This window comes from Nostoc sp. PCC 7107 (assembly GCF_000316625.1).
GTDB lineage: Bacteria > Cyanobacteriota > Cyanobacteriia > Cyanobacteriales > Nostocaceae > Nostoc_B.
Genome location: NC_019676.1, coordinates 3,336,442 through 3,356,509 on the forward strand (window position 1 = coordinate 3,336,442; position 20,068 = coordinate 3,356,509).

Annotated in this window: 13 protein-coding genes; 4 read left to right on the plus strand and 9 right to left on the minus strand. The window is 40.1% G+C overall.

Features of this window, described 5'->3' with window-relative positions; genetic code table 11:
• Positions 1 to 39 precede the first annotated feature (39 nt).
• Positions 40 to 837, plus strand: coding sequence for a sulfite exporter TauE/SafE family protein (locus NOS7107_RS14225; RefSeq protein WP_015113675.1), 798 nt, complete (start codon positions 40 to 42; stop codon positions 835 to 837).
• A 24-nt stretch (positions 838 to 861) separates the two neighbouring features.
• On the opposite strand, the gene NOS7107_RS14230 is transcribed toward NOS7107_RS14225, so the two are convergent.
• Entirely contained in the window at positions 862 to 1,524 is a 663-nt protein-coding gene (locus NOS7107_RS14230; protein ID WP_015113676.1) for a cadmium resistance transporter, read from the minus strand.
• Positions 1,525 to 1,547: 23 nt separating this feature from the next.
• On the opposite strand from NOS7107_RS14230, the gene NOS7107_RS14235 reads away from it, so the two are divergent.
• A complete protein-coding gene (locus tag NOS7107_RS14235; protein ID WP_015113677.1) occupies positions 1,548 to 2,219 on the plus strand; it encodes a cadmium resistance transporter in 672 nt (223 codons plus the stop codon).
• A gap of 17 nt (positions 2,220 to 2,236) precedes the next feature.
• Here the strand turns inward: NOS7107_RS14235 and cysK are convergent, their stop codons facing one another.
• Both cysK and NOS7107_RS14245 read right to left on the minus strand, forming a co-directional pair.
• A complete protein-coding gene (gene cysK / locus NOS7107_RS14240; protein WP_015113678.1) occupies positions 2,237 to 3,184 on the minus strand; it encodes a cysteine synthase A in 948 nt (315 codons plus the stop codon).
• 344 nt (positions 3,185 to 3,528) lie between these two features.
• Positions 3,529 to 3,984 carry an Rrf2 family transcriptional regulator gene (locus NOS7107_RS14245; protein ID WP_015113679.1) on the minus strand — a complete coding sequence of 152 codons (456 nt, stop codon included), beginning with the start codon at positions 3,982 to 3,984 and terminating at the stop codon, positions 3,529 to 3,531.
• 275 nt (positions 3,985 to 4,259) lie between these two features.
• On the opposite strand from NOS7107_RS14245, the gene cysE reads away from it, so the two are divergent.
• Complete coding sequence (gene cysE, locus NOS7107_RS14250) at positions 4,260 to 4,994, plus strand: serine O-acetyltransferase (RefSeq protein ID WP_044500801.1); 735 nt, start codon at positions 4,260 to 4,262, stop codon at positions 4,992 to 4,994.
• Between the two features lie 127 nt (positions 4,995 to 5,121).
• Here cysE and NOS7107_RS14255 read toward each other — a convergent pair whose 3' ends face one another.
• The 6 genes from NOS7107_RS14255 to NOS7107_RS14285 form a co-directional block, all read right to left on the minus strand.
• Positions 5,122 to 6,135 carry a ferritin-like protein gene (locus NOS7107_RS14255; protein ID WP_015113681.1) on the minus strand — a complete coding sequence of 338 codons (1,014 nt, stop codon included), beginning with the start codon at positions 6,133 to 6,135 and terminating at the stop codon, positions 5,122 to 5,124.
• A gap of 137 nt (positions 6,136 to 6,272) precedes the next feature.
• Positions 6,273 to 12,230 (minus strand): CHAT domain-containing protein, encoded by a 5,958-nt coding sequence (locus tag NOS7107_RS14260; RefSeq protein ID WP_015113682.1) that lies wholly within the window; start codon positions 12,228 to 12,230, stop codon positions 6,273 to 6,275.
• Between the two features lie 337 nt (positions 12,231 to 12,567).
• On the minus strand, positions 12,568 to 14,247 hold the full coding sequence (locus tag NOS7107_RS14270) for a C25 family cysteine peptidase (protein WP_015113683.1): 1,680 nt from the start codon (positions 14,245 to 14,247) through the stop codon (positions 12,568 to 12,570).
• 32 nt (positions 14,248 to 14,279) lie between these two features.
• Positions 14,280 to 15,644, minus strand: coding sequence for a hypothetical protein (locus NOS7107_RS14275; protein ID WP_015113684.1), 1,365 nt, complete (start codon positions 15,642 to 15,644; stop codon positions 14,280 to 14,282).
• Between the two features lie 439 nt (positions 15,645 to 16,083).
• A complete protein-coding gene (locus NOS7107_RS14280; RefSeq protein ID WP_015113685.1) occupies positions 16,084 to 17,220 on the minus strand; it encodes an AI-2E family transporter in 1,137 nt (378 codons plus the stop codon).
• An 85-nt stretch (positions 17,221 to 17,305) separates the two neighbouring features.
• On the minus strand, positions 17,306 to 17,497 hold the full coding sequence (locus NOS7107_RS14285) for a hypothetical protein (RefSeq protein WP_015113686.1): 192 nt from the start codon (positions 17,495 to 17,497) through the stop codon (positions 17,306 to 17,308).
• A 234-nt stretch (positions 17,498 to 17,731) separates the two neighbouring features.
• Here NOS7107_RS14285 and ftsH point away from each other — a divergent pair, with 234 nt between their 5' ends.
• A complete protein-coding gene (ftsH, locus tag NOS7107_RS14290) occupies positions 17,732 to 19,669 on the plus strand; it encodes an ATP-dependent zinc metalloprotease FtsH (RefSeq protein WP_015113687.1) in 1,938 nt (645 codons plus the stop codon).
• Positions 19,670 to 20,068: the final 399 nt, after the last annotated feature.

Below are 20,068 nucleotides of genomic sequence, written 5' to 3' on the forward strand. Positions count from 1 at the left end.
GATGTGACTTGACTAGCAAACCGCGTTTTTGGAAGGAGTATGGATTATTTATTACTACCATTATTAAGCTTCTTGGTTGGCATCATTGTGGGTTTAACGGGAATTGGTGGAGCCTCTCTTATTACCCCAATGTTGATATTTATTTTTCAAGTTCCACCGTCAATTGCTGTTAGTTCTGACGTTGTGGCCGCCACCTTAATGAAGATAGTTGGTAGCATCAAACATTGGCAACAACAAACCTTAGATACCGAAATAGTCAAATGTCTGGCATTTGGTAGCGTTCCTGGTTCACTATTTGGTGTAGGGATACTGCACTACATCAAGCACACTGGAAAGTACAACCTAGATAGTATTTTGCTACACTTATTGGGATTGACGATTTTATCAATTACCGTATTGGCGCTGGTACAACTTTTACTTTTAACTTTCTTTCCTAAGCTCAGTTTGCCAGAACTGCCCAAAATAGACTTAAACACCAATGTAGGGCGTTTTTTTACAATGCTATTAGGGACAATTTTAGGCTGTTTGGTTGGACTAACCAGCGTTTCTTCTGGTTCTATGTTTGCGTTGATACTTATAGGCTTTTTCCGTCTCGATGCACGTCAGTTAGTCGGTACAGATATTACACAAGCAGCAATTTTATTGTTCTTTACCTCCCTCGGACACCTTAGCTTAGGTACAGTTAATTGGAGCTTAGTATTACCGATATGGTTAGGCTCTGTTCCTGGAGTATTATTAGGTGCAAAAATCTGCCAAATTACTCCTCAACGCCCACTGCGGTTTATTATCTATGCAATATTGATGATGGTGAGTTGGAAGTTGGTTTATCAAGCTTAGTGATGGAAAAAGAGACAACGACTATTAACGATTAACCCAAGGGAATAGGCTAAATGTACCTCTTTCGTACATAATGAATAAACCTAAGCCAATTAAAATAAAAGGTACAAGAATTTTACCGTAGCGACTTAAAAAATCAGCAATAGTACTATGTTGGCTTAACCAGTAAGCAACAATACACCAAATTCCTACCATTAAAAAGAATACAGTTAAAATCACTCCTAAGCTGGCAACATTTTGACCAGCAAATAAGGGAATATAAATACTAATATTATCTCCACCATTGGCAATTGTTACTGCGGCAACTTTATACGTTTGGGGATGCAGAATACTCAAAATTAAAGATAATACAGAATTAACTGGTGAATGCTGTTTAAATTCAGTGTTTACTGCCTGAATTTCGATAGCTTCTTGTTCTCTGTTGAACAATTGCATTAAACCGATCGCTATTGGTAAGATTCCCAATAATCCTATCCATTCTCGTTGTACAACCAAACCACCAAAAAATCCTGGTAAGCTGGCAATGATAATAGCTAAAAACCCCAGATACTGACCAAATATGATATGCCGCCGTCGAAAATTAACATCTACCTGAGAGAAGAGAAGTAGCAAAATCATGATGTCATCGATATTGGTAGCTGTGAAGGCGACTATTCCTTCAATAAAAGATGTACCTAGATTACTCATGCTGAATTTTTCGTCAAAAGTAAATGAATGAGTTAATTACTGCAATTAGCACAGGTGTAGTTGCATTTATTGCCACTAATATTGATGATATTGGGATTTTGCTGTTATTGTTTTCGCAAACTAATGCTAATTTTCGACCGCAACATATTTTTGTTGGGCAGTATTTAGGTTTTATTGTACTAGTAATCTTGAGTTTATCTGGTTTATTGGGCGGTGTTGTTTTAGGGGCAAACTGGATAGGATTGTTGGGGTTAATTCCCATTGCTATCAGTATTAGCAGTTTGATTAATCCTGAAGATGAACTTCTAGAGGAAAATCTTCTATCTTCAGATGAGTACATTCCTAGTTTTATTGCACCCCAGACTTACAGTGTGGCAGCGGTAACTATTGCTAACGGTAGCGATAATATCAGTGTATATATACCTTTGTTTGCTAGTAGTAAGTTAGCTAGTTTCTGGGTAATTATTGGAGTATTTTTTTGCTTGTTGGGTGTTTTATGCTACATTGCCTATAAATTAACCCATCAAAAAGCGATCGCAGATGTTTTAACTCGCTACATTAATCATCTTGTGCCTTTTATTTTGATGGGTTTAGGAGCTTTTATTGTTTTAAGAACTGGTGCTTTAAGTTTAATAAAATTAGCTGCAAGTTGTTGTTGTTTAGTAGTTTTGATGAAAAAGAACACAGCAAAATGATATCAAACTTTATTCACCTATTCACTCTCATATAATTGTTTAAATAGCGGAGTGCTGAGGTAACGTTCACCGAAGCTAGGTTGTACCATCACAATCAAGCGCCCAGCGTTTTCTGGTCGTTTAGCAACTTCAATTGCCGCATATAAAGCAGCGCCAGCAGAAATTCCTGAGAGTAATCCTTCTTCTTTGGCTAAACGTCGGCTGTAAGCGATCGCCTGTTCATCGCTGACTTGAATTACTTCATCTACCAGTTCTAGGCGGAAAATGGCGGGGATAAATCCTGGTCCGATACCTTGGATTTTGTGTGGCCCTGGTTTTCCGCCGATGAGTACAGGACTGTTGCTTGGTTCAACGGCGATCGCTTGAAAACTTGGTTTACGTTGTTTAATTACTTCTGCAACTCCGGTGATTGTCCCACCAGTACCTACTCCCGCCACTAAAATATCTACTTTTCCGTCGGTATCAGCCCAAATTTCTGCGGCTGTGGTTTCGGCGTGAATTTTCGGGTTAGCTGGGTTGCCAAATTGCTGCAACATATAAGCATCGGGGGTTTTGGCGACAATTTCTTCAGCCAGGGCGATCGCCCCCCGCATTCCTTCTACACCAGGCGTTAACTCTAGTTGTGCGCCATAGGCTTTTAACATTGCCCGTCTTTCTTGGCTCATAGTGTCGGGCATCGTTAGAATAAGATGGTAGCCCTTAGCAGCCGCCACCATTGCCAACGCAATTCCTGTGTTACCAGAGGTAGGCTCAACTAAAGTAGTTTTTCCAGGGTAAATTAAGCCTGCTTCTTCCGCTGCTGTCACCATGCTGATGCCAATTCGGTCTTTCACAGAAGCCGACGGATTCATACTTTCTAGCTTCACGACAATCTCTGCAACTGCACCTGAAGCTTGGGGAATCTTATTTAATCGGACTAAAGGTGTTCGTCCAATTAACTCCGTAATATCTTGCGCTATTCGCATAGTGACACTCCTTTTGTTAAAGACATTCAAAAATCAATGTTAGTGGTTAAAAAATTATTGACTCTGGACTATTGACCATTGACTATTGGCTAGTACAGGTCGGCGTAAATAAACAGCCCATTTGGAGTTGCTAAAAGACTTGTAGTATCACTATTCTTTCTTTTTCCTTTTGCCCTTCGGATCGCCATTTGACGACAGTTGCCTCAAGTCGGGAGACCCTTTCAGCAGTTCCTCCTGGGGGAAACCCCCAAGACCGGACTGCTTCACCACGGCACTGTCTCCTTTATGCCGGGAAACCCGTCCACCGCAATGGCTCACTTTTTACTTTTGCCTTTTTGTACTAGCTAGATGTAATACATCGGACTCTGCTGTAAACGAGCTTCTCTTTCTTGACATAAATCTTGTAGTGTATAGCGGCCTAAAACATCCATAGAAGCCACGTTAGCTTGATCCCAAATTTCATACACTAAACGTCTTTCTAATGTTGGCGCTTCAGAGTTTTCTTTCTCTTTGCGTTCGCCTTCTACTAAAGTGACAATCTCCAACACAGTAATTTGCCAAGGCTCACGAACCAACACAAAACCACCTTTTGAGCCACGTTGACTTTGTACCACACCTGCACGCCGCAAATTGGTGAGAATTTGCTCTAAATAGCGCTCAGGTATAGGTTGTTTAGAAGTGATTTCGCTCATAGTCAGAGGTACTTTTTTTTCATGGTGGTTAGCCAGTTCTAAAAGTGCTAAGAGCGCGTATTCAACTTTGGAAGACAGATCCAGGAGAGCGTAATTTTGGCTATTCAAGATTTGTACTCAATCAAGATACTACGGTTAATCGACTGTTTTTTCGCATTTTGTGCGAAATTAATTTTGTCTTGGTGTTGGATGTGATAGCATCCGATTTATCAAAGACTAATAACTATAACTCTATCGCTTTACCGTAGATTATCTTACAAAATGCTGCAAATGAGTTCATCTTTCACAGGAATTATTTTGGTTTCATGATTTTTACTGCATCTACCCAGAATCGGCCTCAGCCTAGACAAGCATTCACCCACGAACTACAACCTCAAAAGAGTATGCTATTAACTGACTTGCGGACAATTTATGAGCGCGATCCCGCCGCCCGTAACTGGCTGGAAATTGTGTTTTGCTATCCTGGACTCCAAGCCTTAGTGTTGCATCGTTTATCACACTGGCTATATAAAAAAGGCATTCCTTTTTTCCCCAGGTTTATATCTCATCTCAGCCGCTTTTTTACAGGAATTGAGATTCATCCTGGGGCTGTTATTGGCAAAGGAGTATTTATTGACCACGGAATGGGTGTGGTAATTGGCGAGACAGCAATAGTCGGTGATTATGCGTTAATTTACCAAGGTGTAACTCTTGGAGGAACTGGTAAAGAAAGCGGTAAACGTCATCCGACATTGGGTAGTAATGTAGTTGTTGGGGCTGGCGCGAAAGTTTTAGGCAATATTAATATAGGCGATCGCGTCCGTATTGGAGCCGGTTCTGTAGTGTTACGTGATGTGCCTAGTAACAGCACTGTTGTGGGGATTCCTGGACGGGTGACTCGGCAAAATAACCTAAATAGCGATGCGCTGGCTCATAATAAAGTTCGAGACGTAGAAGCCGAAGTAATTCGAGCGCTATTTGAACGCGTCAAAAATCTCGAAAAACAACTAGAACAATTAAAAACTCAGTCAGCATTAGAATTAACAACTGATGTAAATAATGAACTGGAAATACTCTACAACAGTAAAATAAATAGCGATTCTGTAATTGAAGACTTTCTCGATGGTGCCGGCATTTAGTAAAACTAGAGGCGTGACTTATCGCGTCTCTAAATATTCTATGGCAAAAAATAAGGACGAGTAATCAAACCCATCCCATAAACATCACTCCTTAATTGTGCAAGACCAAATTTTGATGTTCTAAATATTAATAAATTAGAAAATCTGGCCCATAATTACCACTACCATCAGGTAAGGAAATTTGCATCAGTTTAACAGCAGAACCTTGCAAATTATACATTAGACCAATTGCTTGACCAAGTTTAGATTCATCGCCATTAGTCCAAGCAAGTTCGAGGTTATCTAAGACTAATTTAAAAGCATTATTAAATTCATCTAAAAGTGTGCGGACTTCTTCAGATGGATTTTGCCAACCGCCTTGAGGAACTTTTGCCATTGGGTATGTATCGGGAAAAGGAATAACATTACCTGCATATTTCCACTGTCCATCAACTTGCTTTATTTCCCGACCCTGGAGAATTTCGTCAAATTTATAATAATGAGCTAATTCATCACCAAATCCTTCTGCATCTGGTGATAGAGAAGTTCCCTCTCCTTGTACCTTAATTTCAGTAATTGCTTTCTCTACATCAGCCAGTGTTTTTATAGCAAATAGTTCATGTCCACCAACATTGTAACCACTATTAGTTAGCTGATTGTTTCCAGTCATGGTTGGCTGTAACTCTTGAAATGCTGCAAGAATGGCATCATAAAAAGCACCGATGGTAGCAAAGGTTTCTTTGGCAAAGCTAATAGCAATGGGATTTTCAGGAAATTCAATTGGCTTACAAACTTCTTCTAAATAAGTTTTGCTTAAACCTGCTAAATATACAGTTAACCCAGGTCTTACACCTCCTGGTAAAGGGCTAGGATAGCTTGGTAAAACCGTACTGATTCTTGGTGTACCGCCAATAGTTGTTAACATATTGGCAACTAATCCCATGTGCAGCATTTCTTCCATTAAAATACTGCGAATTAAACCCGCAGCAGACGCGCTTAAATCTTTAATAGACCACCACGCACAAAGATATGGAGGTAAAGTAGCTAACTCTAATTCTATTGCTGCATTTAAACTACTTTTGAGCCAGTCAATATCTCTGTTTGCACTTTCAGTTTGTAAGAGTTCAGAAATTGAAGTGTTCTTAATTGTGGTGAAACTCATAGATGTCCCTTATCTCTTTATGGCTGTGAATCAGTTAATATGCGGAAATTCCGTATATTTCGGCTACAGGATAGCTTTAGCTTGATCGTTCAGCCTTCAGTGATAATACTGATAGATAGGTAAAGTAAAGTCAAGATTTATTGAGCTAAAGAAATATCATTACAGATTTTGCGATCGCTTCCTTCTACATCATCGCTATTCTTTAAGTAATCTTTTACCCATTCACAAGCACTAGCCAGCAACTTATTTAAATCAGTTTCTTCAATATTCCACAATCGCACAGTATTATCCCAACTACCAGAAGCCAGAGTTTTGCCATCGGGGCTAAACACCACAGTGGTGACGAGAGATTCATGGCCAAAATATGTGTTTAAAAGATGACCATCTAAATCCCAAAGTTTGACAGTTTTATCTTTACTACTAGAAGCCAAAGTTTTACCATCAGGACTGAAAACCACACTTGTTACTTTAGATTCATGTCCTTTTAGGGTATGTAAAAGATTACCATTTAAATTCCAAAGTTTGATATTTTTATCATTACTAATAGAAGCAAGTGTCTGACCATCGGAACTAAAAGCTATTTGTGCAACTTCACTTTTATCAGACAATGTTTTTACAAGTTTACCATTTAAATCCCAAAATTTGATAGTTTTATCTTTACTAATAAGAAGTAAATTTTGACTATCAGGACTAAAAACTACTTGTGTAATTTCACTTTTATCAGACAATGTTTTTATAAGCTTACCGTTTAAATCCCAAAGTTTAATAGTTTTATCGCTACTACTAGAGGCAATTGTTTTACCATTAGGACTAAGAGCAATGCTAGTAACTAAACCTTTATGCTCATCATCTAAATTTATATCTACTTTTTGTGATTCATTACCATGTAAACGCCAGAAGAAAATATTTTTGTCATTAGTAGCTGCGACTAAATGTTTACTATCAGCAGACAAAATTATTTTTGTAATTATTTTGGCATCTTTAAAAGCTGGGGAAATGGAATTTACCAATGTTAGTTCTGTACCATCTAATTTCCAAAGATTAATACTTTTATCATAACCACCAGAAGCTAAAGTTTTACCATCCCGACTAAAAACTACACTTGTCACTGTATCTGAATGCTTAAGAGGTTGCCCAATTTTGTTTAGCTTCCAAAATTTAATGGTTTTATCTTTACTAGCACTAATTAGTATCCTTTTGTCAGGATGAAAAACAACACTAGTCACTGCTGCTTGATGTCCTCTAAAAGTTTGCAACAAGGTGCCATTTAAGTTCCAGTATTTAACTGTGTTGTCGTCGCTTGTAGATGCAAATGTGTTAGTTTTATAATCAAAAATAATGCTAGTAACAGCCGCTTGATGTCCTGTTAAATTACGTATTTTTTTACCTTGCATATCCCAAAGTTTAATAGTTCCATCTGCACTGCCAAAGATAACAGTTTTATCATCAGGACTAAAGACTAGACTTGTAACAGTCGCTAAATGATATTGAGGTTTAATCAATGATGGTGATAGTTTATTCTGTACATTCCAAAGTTTAAGCGTGCCATCCTCGCTGCTAGAAACCAAAAATTTATCGTCATGGCTAAAAGCAATATTTGTAACGGCTGCTTGATAGCCTTTGATAGTTTGTAACAACTCGCCTTGAAAATTCCAGAGTTTAATGGTTTTGTCTTTACTGGCTGTAGCTATAATCTTATTTTTGTGACTAAAAACAACACTGGTAATTGCATATTTATGACCTTTGAGAGAGTGCAACAAATTACCATTTACATCCCAAAGATTAATATTATTATCACTACCAGCAGAAGCTAAAATATAACCACCAGGACTATAAACAATATTTGTCAGTGAATAGTTATTTTTTGTCAGTTTATGTATTAATGTACCATCTAAGTTCCAGAGAATGATTGTATTGTCATTACTGGTAGAAGCTAAAGTTTGATTATCAGGGCTAAAAGCAATATTTGTGACTGCATATTTGTGGCCTGTTAATGTATGTAGAAGTTTGCCATTTAAGTCCCAAAGTTTGACTGTATTATCATCACTTGCAGAAGCTAAAATTTGACCATTAGGACTGAGAGTAAGATGATTAACTGCTGCTTCATGTCCTGTAAGAGTATTTAAAAGTTTGCCATCTAAGTTCCACAAAATAATAGTATTGTCTCCACCTGCTGAGGCTAAAGTTCCACCATCAGGGCTAAAAGCAACACTAGAAATATCAGCTTGATGACCATTTAAACTAGTTTGTAATTTTTCAGTACTTAAATTCCATAGTTTAACAGTTTTGCCATCACCATAAGCCAGAGTTTGACTATCTGGACTGAAGGCTAATAAATCTGTAGCAATATTAATATCTTCACCGTTCTCTTGAGTATTACTTGGAGACTTGAAAGTTTTTTGAAGTTTACTTTTTAACTGTTTTAAATCCCAAATTTTCACTATATGATCTAAGCTTGCAGAAGCTAAAGTTTTATTATCTGGACTAAAAACCAGACTGGAAATTATATCCTGATCGGCTTTAATCGATTGAGAAATCTTTTGAGGTTGGCTTCCTAAATTCCAGAGTTCTATGGTAATACTTTTATTTTTTATATCAGAATCAAAATCTTGTGCTTTTACTTTAGCAATTGCTAACATCTTACCATCTGGACGTAAAGAAATACTTGTAACAACTTCAGTTCCTTCCTCTTCTGTCAGTAATTTCGGTTCAGATTTTAGTTGTGTTAAATCCCAAATACTGACATCAAATAAACCAGCAATAATTAAATTTTGACTGTTAGAACTAAAGCTGATTTTTGTAATGACTTCTTCCGATTGCCAAACTTGCTTGGAAGTTGAAGTTAAATTTTTATCATCTAAATGTTCCACGTTCCAAATTTTTACCTCACCATCTTCACTAGCAGAAGCAAGAGTTTTGCCATCGGGGCTAAATGCAAGACTTGTAATAATAGCTTGATGTTCTCGGAGAATTTTTAACTCTTTACCGTGTAAATCCCAAATTCTAATAGTTTTATCAGCACTACCAGAGGCAATAATTTGGCCATTGGGGCTAAAAGCAATTGTTTGAATAGCAGCTTCATGTTTAATTAGGCGATTGCGTTCTTTAATTTGATATACTGCTTTTTGCAAAGCTTCGATAACTACAGGCTGTGATTGATCTAGTTTTTGCTTACTCTTGCCTACATTAATTTTTTCTAGAATTTCTTTTAATGGTTCTGGAGGATGAATCAGTGATAGGGGTTCGGAAAACAAACGTTTAAAGTTATTTTGTTCTTGTCGTTTTTTTCCAGATTTAATTGCTAAGACAACTGACTTTAACTCTTGATGGGAATTAAACAGCGCCAAAGAATTTAAACTACTAGCCTTGGTTTCATTCAACTCTCCTTTGCGCCACAAATCTAATGATTTAAATAGCAAAGCTGTAATAATTAAGGTGATAATTGTACCACCACTGATGATAAAGATTGTGGTAATTTCCCGACGGCGACGAGTTATTTTTTCTTTTTCTTGACGCAAGTGAAATGCGGCACAAGCAGACACATATTCTGATTCAATTTGATTTAAAAATCCTGATTGTTGTAATAGTTCTTGGGCATCTTCTAATCTTCCGCCGCGATGGGCAAGATAATTTTCGTCTTTTTGTTGCTTTTCCCACTCTAAGGCGGCTTGGCGAATTGTTTCGCGCAGTTGTAAATTTACACGGTTTTCATCTAGCCATGTAATTAACCTTGGCCAGTAGCGAATTAAAGCTTCATGGGCTACTTCGACTTCTTCTTGAAATGTGGCTGAGTCTACACTAACTACTATTAGTCGCGCACCTTCACCAGCTAACCGCTTCAAGAGGTTTTTTGTTAATGCTTGCTTGTCGCCTGCGGGAATTAATTCTTCTAAGCCAACTCGGCGGCGTGTATCTCTGCGCTTCTCACCTTGGACGGCGTTTTCATCTAAGCGAGTTAAGCGGATGAAGATATTTTTGACTTGTTCTTGTTCGTCCGCTGACAAACTATTGTAAACCTCATCGGCAGTTTGAGCGATCGCCTTCTGCACTCCCCCAATTGCTTCATATTCTAAAATCCGCAACCATTTGCCGTGTCGGCGTTTCCACAACTCTAGCAAGGCGTGTTGCAACAATGGCATTGCCCCAGGTTCACCTTGCACATCATCTAAAATGTTATTACTCAAGCCAGCTTCAAAGCGTAACCCCACCTGTAAGGCTTGCAACTCCATTGCTTTTCGCAACTCGGCGGAGTCCATCGCCCCGATTAATTTTTGGTTAGACTCCATTAACTCTTTGAGTTGGCGGTAAGTTGCACACTCACCCCAAAAGTCTGCCCTCATGGTAACAATTACAGGCTGTTGCTTAGATAAACTGATTAATTGTTGGATGAATTCTTGGCGCTGAGTTTCATCGCTACACAGAGTAAATAATTCTTCAAATTGGTCAACTACAATAATTGACGGTTGATTTTGCACCGCAGCTAAACTGACTTGTAATTGTTCTGTGGGGTTATTGCTGGGGGTGAGATAAGCCAGTGCTAAACCAAGTTGCTTTTCTTGCAGAGTCGGAATTAACCCAGCTAACACTACCGATGATTTACCACTACCAGATGCACCTAATACCGCCAAAAAATTATGCTGAGTTAACTTTTGTTCAAGTTGGGTAATTAATTGTTCCCGCCCAAAAAAGAACTCGCGGTTTTGTTGGCGGAAAGGATACAAACCCAAAAATGGACAGCGGCTATCGTAAACAGGTAATTGTTTATTTAAAGCAACAGCATTAAAACTCAAGTCCAGGACTTCCAGCGTCAAATTGTTGACTTCAATTAAAGCTTGTTCCCGTTCTTGGTTGGCTTGGGGACTTAAAGTAGTGTTATCTGTGCCAAAAGTGTTGATTAATTTTTGTGCTGGGGTGTGCAGCTTGGGGTAAAGTATAGGCGATCGCTCTAATAATAATTTTTTTAATTGTTCTAACCCAAACTCAATTTCTGCGGGTGTCAAATTTCTATCAAGTTGGTCACTAAATAACGGTCTTCCCCCCAAACGACTAAACAAAGCCGGAACTGTCACATCTTGTCGTTCCGCCAAGGAAGCTGTCGCCTCCTGTAGCGCCGTGTCTACTTCTCCAGACTCCCGCAGTTGTTTGTAAAAATGTTCTGTTAAAGCTTGGGCTGTTTTGACAGTGACTTTCTCTGTCATGGCGATAACTGCTGGCATACCCAAGTCTCGCACCAAACGTTGCCCTACTCCACCTAATCCCGCTTCTGCATCTGGATGGGCGCTTTCGCAAGTGCAAAGAAAGGCAAAATGGGGTAGACCTTTAGCGCCACGTACTAAGCGCAGCCTGTCTAATAAACGCGTGGCTGTAACCGCCTCAACTGTATCATCAGCCTTTGACCAATACAGAACTGTCTCGCCGTTGTCTAATAATTTGCCGTGGCTAACAAAATGTAGTAATGTATACTGCTTTGTTCTGTCTGTTAAATGAGTACAAAGTTCATCTAAAGTTGGTAAACCAATTGCCCCATCAACATTGGCCAAGACATCACAGGGAATATCACCCAAGGCAGAACGTACACTTTTTACAGTAGCTTCCACATCAAACAAATCTAATTGATACTTTTTAGAATCCGAGGGACTAGCTACTAAAACTAAAGCGCGTAAATCTCGCCGTCCAATGGGAGGGAAACGTCGGTCTGTAGTGGCGGGAATATATAAAGAAAAAGGCACTCGCTGATCAAGTGCTAACATCTGCCAACCTTCATCTAAAGGGGCGCATAACCTCTCCCAACGTAAGGTTCGCAGTTCTTTATCTGTGGCTTCGATAAACAGCAAAACCCGCAAACAATCATTACTTTCGCGGATAGCAGCGGTAAAACCATCACGGATTTCATCTTGGAATAAAGCTTTCCCCAAGAGTGTGCCGTATTTTTGTGGTTGTCCGAGTAAGCTAATTTGTTGTTGTAAATCTGTCTCAGTTAGCTGGAGATTACCCTCCGCACGCAGTGGTAAGAGTGTTCCCGTCCGACTATATTCGACCACAATCGGCCAGCTATCGCCTGATTTACGTTGGATGATAATCTCAAAAGTGTTCATTGGAAGTATGAAGTATAAAGTAGTGCATCTGTCCCGCCTCGGAATAAATTCCGAGTCTTATAGCGCAAGTCATCTCAAGATGACTCAAACAAAAAAGTCTTTTATTCCACAAAGCGTGGACTTTGGCTATAAGCCTGGAACTTTAGTTTTAGGCGGGATGTGGTTAAACATGAAAATTTTTAAGTTGGGGGTGTAATGATTTAAAAATTGAACAAAAAAAGCTAGAGACAAAGAAGTTATCTAGCCCCTAGCCTTTAGCCCCTAATACCGTTTCTTGATGAAAATATAATTTATTGGTTGTTGTAGAGACGTTGTATACAACATCTCTACTTGTGAATTAACCCAATTTCTTCAGAGTCTCTAATAAACTCATCACAGTAGAAACTGTAACTTGGAGTTTTTGGGTGCGATCGCCTGAAGTTTGATCAACAGCTTTGATAAACTGTTCTAGGGCTTGGGTTAAGTTTGTCTGGGCTTGTTGAAGTGCAGGTGTATCAGTTGATGTCTGCGGTGTTGCTGGTGCAGCAGGTAATTTGATAGATTCAATTACAGAGCGATCGCCTGTAGAATTATTACTGACAACTAGCCTAACTGCGGGATCGCCAATAATTGCATAACTACGAGCATCATTATTAGCTGTCCACATTCCCGATAAACTGACGGGATTAGCCATCGCCCCATATTTAATTTCTTCTAGTTCTGTACTGAGGTCTGAAGATAGTTCAGCATAGCGTTCGTTGAAATATTCCACCGCTGACCCAACAGGATGTCCTTCAAGTAGACGCTTCAAGGTACTTTGAAAAACTGCCAATTGCTTACCAGTTTTTTCCCACACAAACGAACAACCCCAAGCCCGTTCTACGTGACCAATCACCGCCAAAGCGCCACCGTTAGGATGACTCAGCAACTTTCTAGGTAGAGGCGCGATGAAAGATTTAGGTGCAATTTCTAATCTTTGATTGGAACCTTTTTGATGAGCAAATTCATCCAGTTTAGGAGTTCCTGCACCATAACAAGCAAAGTGAAAAGCAACCAATCCTAATAAACGCGCATCTTTGCCAATATCATCAGCAGAAAAGTAAAAATCTTCGGGAATTGCTTCACGCCAAGTCAACGGGCCTGGCCAATCTTGACACAATAACGCTCCTTGGTGGCGTAGTTGCTTTTCATGACCATTGGGAAAACCCATACCATGACTCGCAGTAAACAGTAACGCCGGAGTTTCTTCCCCACCTAATAATCTACCTAAGCGAGCTTTAGTAGCTTCTTCAGCCAGAATACTGTTAACTGTCCACTCATTGTCTTTTTGCTCATTCAGCATCCATTCGGCTAAAGGCTTAACCAGATTTTCCGCGCTGAGTTGAGTAGCTTTGTCTGCGGCGTTACGCACCCCAAAAAAGCTGGCGCGGCGAGGTAAAGATAAATTAGTGGTTTCTGCTTGGACTACACTCCGGGCATACTGAGCATATTCCTCTGGTGTATCAAAGTAAATCCGACCCACCGCATACTGCACATCTAATTGATATTGAAAACGATAGGGAATCGCTTCTGGATCACCCACAATCATTAGATAATAAGGCATTTTGTCTGGGTCGGCTGGGCCTGGGCCAACACCATGACGCGATAAAAATTCACCTTTTGATTCCCCTGGACGATAACCTTTGGGGCCTGCGTATTCCTTATAATAATGTTCGTGTTTTTTCGTCGCTTGTCTTTGGCGATGGTCTAATAATTCTTTAAGCGCTTCTTTAATTGCTGGGTCAGCATTAAAAGTAAAAATTACGCCCCAGCCTGTTTCTGCTAGGTTTTTTGGGTCTACCCCTTCCATTGGGGCGTAATGACCTTGTTGATAGCGCGGGTCTTTTTGCTTAAGTTCATCGAGTTCATCAGGGTCAAACTCTTCACCCTGAGCAATTCTCGCTACTTGTTCAGGTGTTAAAGGCGGTAATAAATAGCCACCAGAAGCCCCATCAATACCATTGAAATGTAGTTCTTCGGTTAGTTGTTCTACGCTCATGTTAGTTACACCCTGTGATTTTGATTGTTGAATTAATTACCAAAAGCTGCCGCCCAAACTGCATGAGCTACTTCCGGCTTGTCAATGCTGTTGTGTGCGTCGTCATCTTTACCGTCTTTGAAGTTACGGATGAAATCACTGCTTTCCAAGTTGTAAACTTTACCTGCTTGGAAATTGTATGCCTTGTCACAGGGGTACATTTTCAGGCTTGTAGCTTCGTTAATACCTTGAATGCCAAAAGTCCCAATACTGCCATACTCAGGAAATTCTGAGTTAGTCTCAGCAAAGTTAATATCTTGACCTTGGAACCTACCTAGTACGCTGGCTGCTGGATACAGTTTGGTGACAGAACTATCGTGAATAGACCGAGTAGTAACAATTGGGCCTGTGACTTTGCGGTCTTTGAGGATGGAAGTAAAACAACCAGATAAATTTTTGCGGCGGGGAATATCAGGACAGTAAGACCAAAGTGATAAAGCACCTTGAATCAATACTAAAGAATCGACTGGGCGGACTAACTGATTATTGTTGTTTCCATTCACAATCGAAGAAACCACAATACATCCAAAACTATGACCCACTAAATGAAATCGGGTTGTTTTAGCTGCGGCTTTTTGCAGTTGAGTTAATAACTTAAAGCCACTATTACTACCTATGTCACGCGCCCGCGCTTTCATCTTCCAATAGGAGAGATATCCTAATACATCCAGAATTTTATTGTCAGCAGCATCACCAATTCCAAAACTAATTTCTTCGGTTTCTGCTTCCTCTGCTATGAGAGATTGATAAATATTTTCCGGGTCTAAGTTCAACGATGCGCCATCTTCTTCATCACTATTTAAAGCAGCTTCTTTGATTAACACCTCATAAGCTTGGTTCACTTGGGGCGGTAATGTTTCTGGCGGATAGGCATATTCTATGGAAGCTGCAAAAATTGTTCTCAGTGCGTCACGCGCTGCTTCCGTATCAGCCACATCTTGAGCATATTGGTCAATTAAATTATTTAACTCTGACCCTGATGTGTCGTAAGATGCGGGTTTAGCATTTAAGTCTTCATTCCCCCAAGGTTTACTTGGCCAATGCAACCCAATTAACAAGGGGCGAAATTCTTGGTTTTGTGACTGGCGTAATTCTTTGATTTTTTGGATATCAGCAGCCCTACTTCCCATAGCTGTTATCCATTTGGTGTATTGTTCTTTCGCTGCGGGAATGTCACCCATCCATCCGTGGCTAATAAAAAAGACATCTGTAATTGGTTGAGTAGCTAGTATATCTACTAACTTTTCGCTCATGAAACCACCAGAGTCAAGACGTTCATTCCCGTTAGCGTCAAAAGCGATGAGATAATAGTCTAACGATAAAGTAGTGGTAGTAATGTTTACAGTTTCAATTGGCATAGATAAATTTTGATCTAAGTGTAATTTTGATGTACTGCATTAAGAAATTGAGATAGCGATCGCTATCTCTCAATGCAGACTCATAAGTGTTGAATGCACCGCATAAGTACAATCTGAATACTCATCTAGTTGTTAGGCTTGTACTTCACTGATACTTAGTTATGCCTACACACTTGAATACACATTAACCGTAAAAAAACGGTAAATCCTCAGTTATAATACGTACTTTTTTGGAGAGTAAATCAGAAAAGATATTATGTTTTGTTCTGATTTATACAATCAAATTACATACATAGAGCAAAATCTATGAATACTAATTCAGTCAAAACTCAGACTGCTGTAGGTTGGTGTAGCGATAACTACACTCAACTTACTATTCTTTTAACTGTCTCCTGCTATATATGAAACTAGTCTCTAGTTTCTTTTGCATCAATTCAGATTAATCTTCTTTTGGCAAAGTATCTTCAAGGGAAGTAGCGGAGTTTTCTGCTGGCATATCATCATTATTACCAGGAGGATGACAAACTATCACCACTTCAGTTTCTTGAGAATGAGCATTTCCCCATTCATCTAATACATCTTTGATTAAAACTTCTTGTACCCAAATTTTGGCAACAACTGTTAAAGGTAAAGCTAAAAATAAGCCTAAAAAGCCAAAGAAAGTTACAAAAAATAGTTGCGAAATTAAAGTGACGGCGGGTAACAAAGAAACTTGTTGCGCCATGACATAAGGTGTGATGAAATTACTTTCGGCTTGTTGAATAATAAAGTAAAGAATCAAGACCGCAACAGATTTCCAAGGCGCATCTAATAAAGCGATCGCCATTGCGGGAACTAAACTTAGTGTTGGGCCAAGATTGGGTATTAAGTTTAAAAATCCTGCCAACACAGCTAAAGCTAAGGCGGCTTTTACTCCCAAAATTGATAAGCCAATCACACTCATCAATCCCACAACACCCATTGCAATTAACGCACCTGTGACCCATCCGCCTAATGAGACTTCGCATTTATTTAAAATGCCATCTACCCGACGGCGATAAAACGAGGGAAATACACGAATAAAAACTTTGCGGTAGGCTATAGGGTCAGCTAACAGCATTCCTGTCCACACCAGCACCAACAAAACTTTCAGGACGACTTCTAGAGAACTAGAAACAAATGCAAAGGAACTCCCCAAAACGCGATTAATAAAAGGCTGTGCTTGCTGAATCAGACTGTTGAGGTCGGGTATGTAGGGAACTAACTGGCTGGGAACTCTAGTTTTCATTTCATCCAGCCAACTATTAAAGCGTTCTAAACCTTGGGGAACCCGGTAAGTTAATTCATGAAACTGCTGGGCAAAGGGCGGTACTATCAACAAGAAAAAACTTACCACCGCAGCAAAAAAGAGAGCAACTGAAAGGAGTACAGCAAATCCCCGTTTCATTCCCAAGTTTTGGAAGCGTTTGGCTAACCGATTTAAGGTAGTGGCTAACACCACTGCGGCAAACATGAGTAATAATACTTCTTTGATTTGCCACAATATATAAAGAGAGATAACTATGGCGATTAAGCCAATCCATTGACCAAGGTTCACAGGCTGACTCCCGGCGGTTGGTGTGATGCGTCTGGTAATGCAGTTAGGTTAGCTGATTTTAGCGATAACGCCCAGATGATTTAAGTTAAGTTTGTTTCTGGGTTTGAAATCGCCAGAATAAAGCGATCGCCATAATCATACTAGGTAACAAAACTAAAATTAAGGCGTTTGTTGCTGTTGCCGGCAGTGCCACGCTGGGCAGTACATATTTAATTAACAGCGATATCAAAGCTGAGAGTACAAGTAGTTTGACAATAAAACTGAGTTGATTTTCCATAGCAGTACGGCAATTCACCTTTTCCTGTAGGGTATACCCGAATATAGGCTCAATGGAAGACTCTCTACAATATTCATATAAATACACATCAAGGCTAAAGTCTGAAGTCTGAAATAAAGTAACCCATGTAGTAAGCTTTTCAGCAATTTAGAATGGGGGATTTTATGTCATTGGTCAACACAAAGGACAAATGACCCATGACTAATGACAAATCTAAATCGAGGATACATCAAAATGCCTGTAGAAAAAAATAACAAAAATTCCATCAAACCGCCGCGCATCAAGCAGTTTGGAGGTAGCTTACTAATTTTGTTGACTCTGTTATTACTGCTTAATTTTATAGTTCCTAGTTTCTTTGGCCCTCGATTACCACAAGTGCCTTATAGTGATTTTGTTGCTCAAGTACAACAGGGTAAAGTAGACCGCGCCGTTATAGGAGGCGATCGCATTGAATATACTCTTAAAGGGCAAATCCCCGATGACAAAACTACCGCACAGGTATTTGCAACTACACCAGTCGCCCTCGATTTAGATTTACCGAAGATTCTGCGTGAGAATAATGTTGAGTTTGCAGCACCATTACCAGACCAAAATGCTTGGATTGGTACACTCCTCAGTTGGGTTGCACCACCGTTAATTTTCTTTGGAGTTTGGGGCTTTTTAATGAATCGCCAAGGTGGTGGCCCAGCAGCACTCACAGTTGGTAAAAGTAAAGCCCGGATTTATTCTGAAGGTAGCACTGGGGTAAAATTCCCCGATGTGGCTGGGGTGGATGAAGCTAAAGCCGAACTCGAAGAAATTGTAGATTTCCTCAAAAATGCGACCAAATACACCAACTTAGGCGCAAAAATTCCTAAAGGTGTATTGTTAGTCGGCCCTCCAGGTACAGGTAAAACATTACTAGCAAAAGCGATCGCTGGGGAAGCTGGCGTTCCTTTCTTCAGCATCTCTGGTTCAGAATTTATTGAACTATTTGTTGGTGTGGGTGCGGCGCGTGTCCGTGACTTGTTTGAACAAGCCAAACAGCAAGCACCTTGTATTGTCTTCATCGATGAATTAGACGCGCTGGGTAAATCTCGCGGTGGTGCGGGTGGATTTGTCGGTGGTAACGATGAACGCGAACAAACCCTCAACCAATTACTTACCGAAATGGATGGTTTTGATGCCAACACCGGAGTAATTATCATCGCCGCTACTAACCGTCCAGAAGTACTTGACCCCGCCTTACGCCGTCCTGGTCGCTTTGATCGTCAAGTTGTGGTCGATCGCCCTGATAAAATTGGTCGAGAAGCAATTCTCAAAGTTCATGCACGTAGCGTCAAATTGGCGGATGATGTTAATCTCGCCACCATCGCCATTAGAACCCCTGGTTTTGCTGGTGCAGACTTAGCCAACCTTGTCAACGAAGCCGCTTTGTTAGCAGCACGAAACAATCGCCCAGCCGTAATCATGGCAGATTTCAATGAAGCGATTGAACGTTTAATTGCAGGTTTAGAAAAACGCTCTCGTGTACTCAACGAAACCGAGAAAAAGACCGTCGCTTATCACGAAGTTGGTCACGCCATCATCGGTGCATTGATGCCAGGTGCTGGTAAAGTTGAAAAAATCTCCGTTGTTCCCCGTGGTGTTGGGGCTTTGGGTTATACAATTCAAATGCCCGAAGAAGACCGCTTCTTAATGATTGAAGACGAAATCCGTGGTCGCATTGCTACCTTATTAGGTGGACGTTCCGCCGAAGAAGTTGTGTTTGGCAAAGTTTCCACAGGCGCAAGTGACGATATCCAAAAAGCCACCGATTTAGCCGAACGCTACGTTACCTTATACGGTATGAGCGATAAATTAGGTCCAGTCGCCTTTGAAAAAACCCAACAGCAGTTTCTTGATGGTTACGGTAACGCCCGCCGTGCTATTAGTCCTCAAGTAGCCCAAGAAATTGACAACGAAGTGAAGCAAATCGTCGATAATGCTCACCACATCGCTTTAACCATTTTGCAACAAAACCGCGACTTGTTAGAAGAAACTGCCCAAGAACTACTGCACAGAGAAATTCTCGAAGGTAAAGATTTGCGCGATCGCCTCACGCAAGCCAAAGCCCCCGAAGACCTGACAGAATGGTTACGCTCAGGTAATGTATCACCTGATAAACCACTCATGCAATCTGTGTTGAATTAAATTAAGACTTACGCAAAACACCTCTCAAACTCTCATTTCTCCGTGACCTCTGCGTCTCTGTGGTTCGATTTTCCGTAGCCTGTGCGTAAGTCCTGTAAATAATTAAATGCCTGTGGTGCGTTGTCTTTTGCGACAACGCACCATATTTTTTGGTGTTGTTGAATCAGGGGATGAAATTTTATATACTCAAAATCTAAAACTCCTCATTCTCTCTGCGCCTCTGCGTGAAACAGCTTTATAAAAAATTGCTATTAGTGAAATTCGGACTGTTGTTTATCGAATTTGGGCTGTCGTTTATTGAATTTGGGCTGTTGTTTATCGAATTCGGGCTGTTGTTTATCGAATTTGGGCTGTCGTTTATTGAATTCAGGCTGTCGTTTATTAAATTTGGACAGTCGT

Coding starts and splice junctions, on each gene's coding strand:
- NOS7107_RS14255 (WP_015113681.1), bottom strand. CDS start 6,135: ATGAGTTTCACCACAATTAAGAACACTTCAATTTCTGAACTCTTACAA.
- NOS7107_RS14275 (WP_015113684.1), bottom strand. CDS start 15,644: ATGCCAATTGAAACTGTAAACATTACTACCACTACTTTATCGTTAGAC.
- NOS7107_RS14270 (WP_015113683.1), bottom strand. CDS start 14,247: ATGAGCGTAGAACAACTAACCGAAGAACTACATTTCAATGGTATTGAT.
- NOS7107_RS14235 (WP_015113677.1), top strand. CDS start 1,548: ATGAATGAGTTAATTACTGCAATTAGCACAGGTGTAGTTGCATTTATT.
- NOS7107_RS14225 (WP_015113675.1), top strand. CDS start 40: ATGGATTATTTATTACTACCATTATTAAGCTTCTTGGTTGGCATCATT.
- NOS7107_RS14230 (WP_015113676.1), bottom strand. CDS start 1,524: ATGAGTAATCTAGGTACATCTTTTATTGAAGGAATAGTCGCCTTCACA.
- NOS7107_RS14260 (WP_015113682.1), bottom strand. CDS start 12,230: ATGAACACTTTTGAGATTATCATCCAACGTAAATCAGGCGATAGCTGG.
- NOS7107_RS14285 (WP_015113686.1), bottom strand. CDS start 17,497: ATGGAAAATCAACTCAGTTTTATTGTCAAACTACTTGTACTCTCAGCT.
- cysK (WP_015113678.1), bottom strand. CDS start 3,184: ATGCGAATAGCGCAAGATATTACGGAGTTAATTGGACGAACACCTTTA.
- cysE (WP_044500801.1), top strand. CDS start 4,260: ATGCTATTAACTGACTTGCGGACAATTTATGAGCGCGATCCCGCCGCC.
- ftsH (WP_015113687.1), top strand. CDS start 17,732: ATGCCTGTAGAAAAAAATAACAAAAATTCCATCAAACCGCCGCGCATC.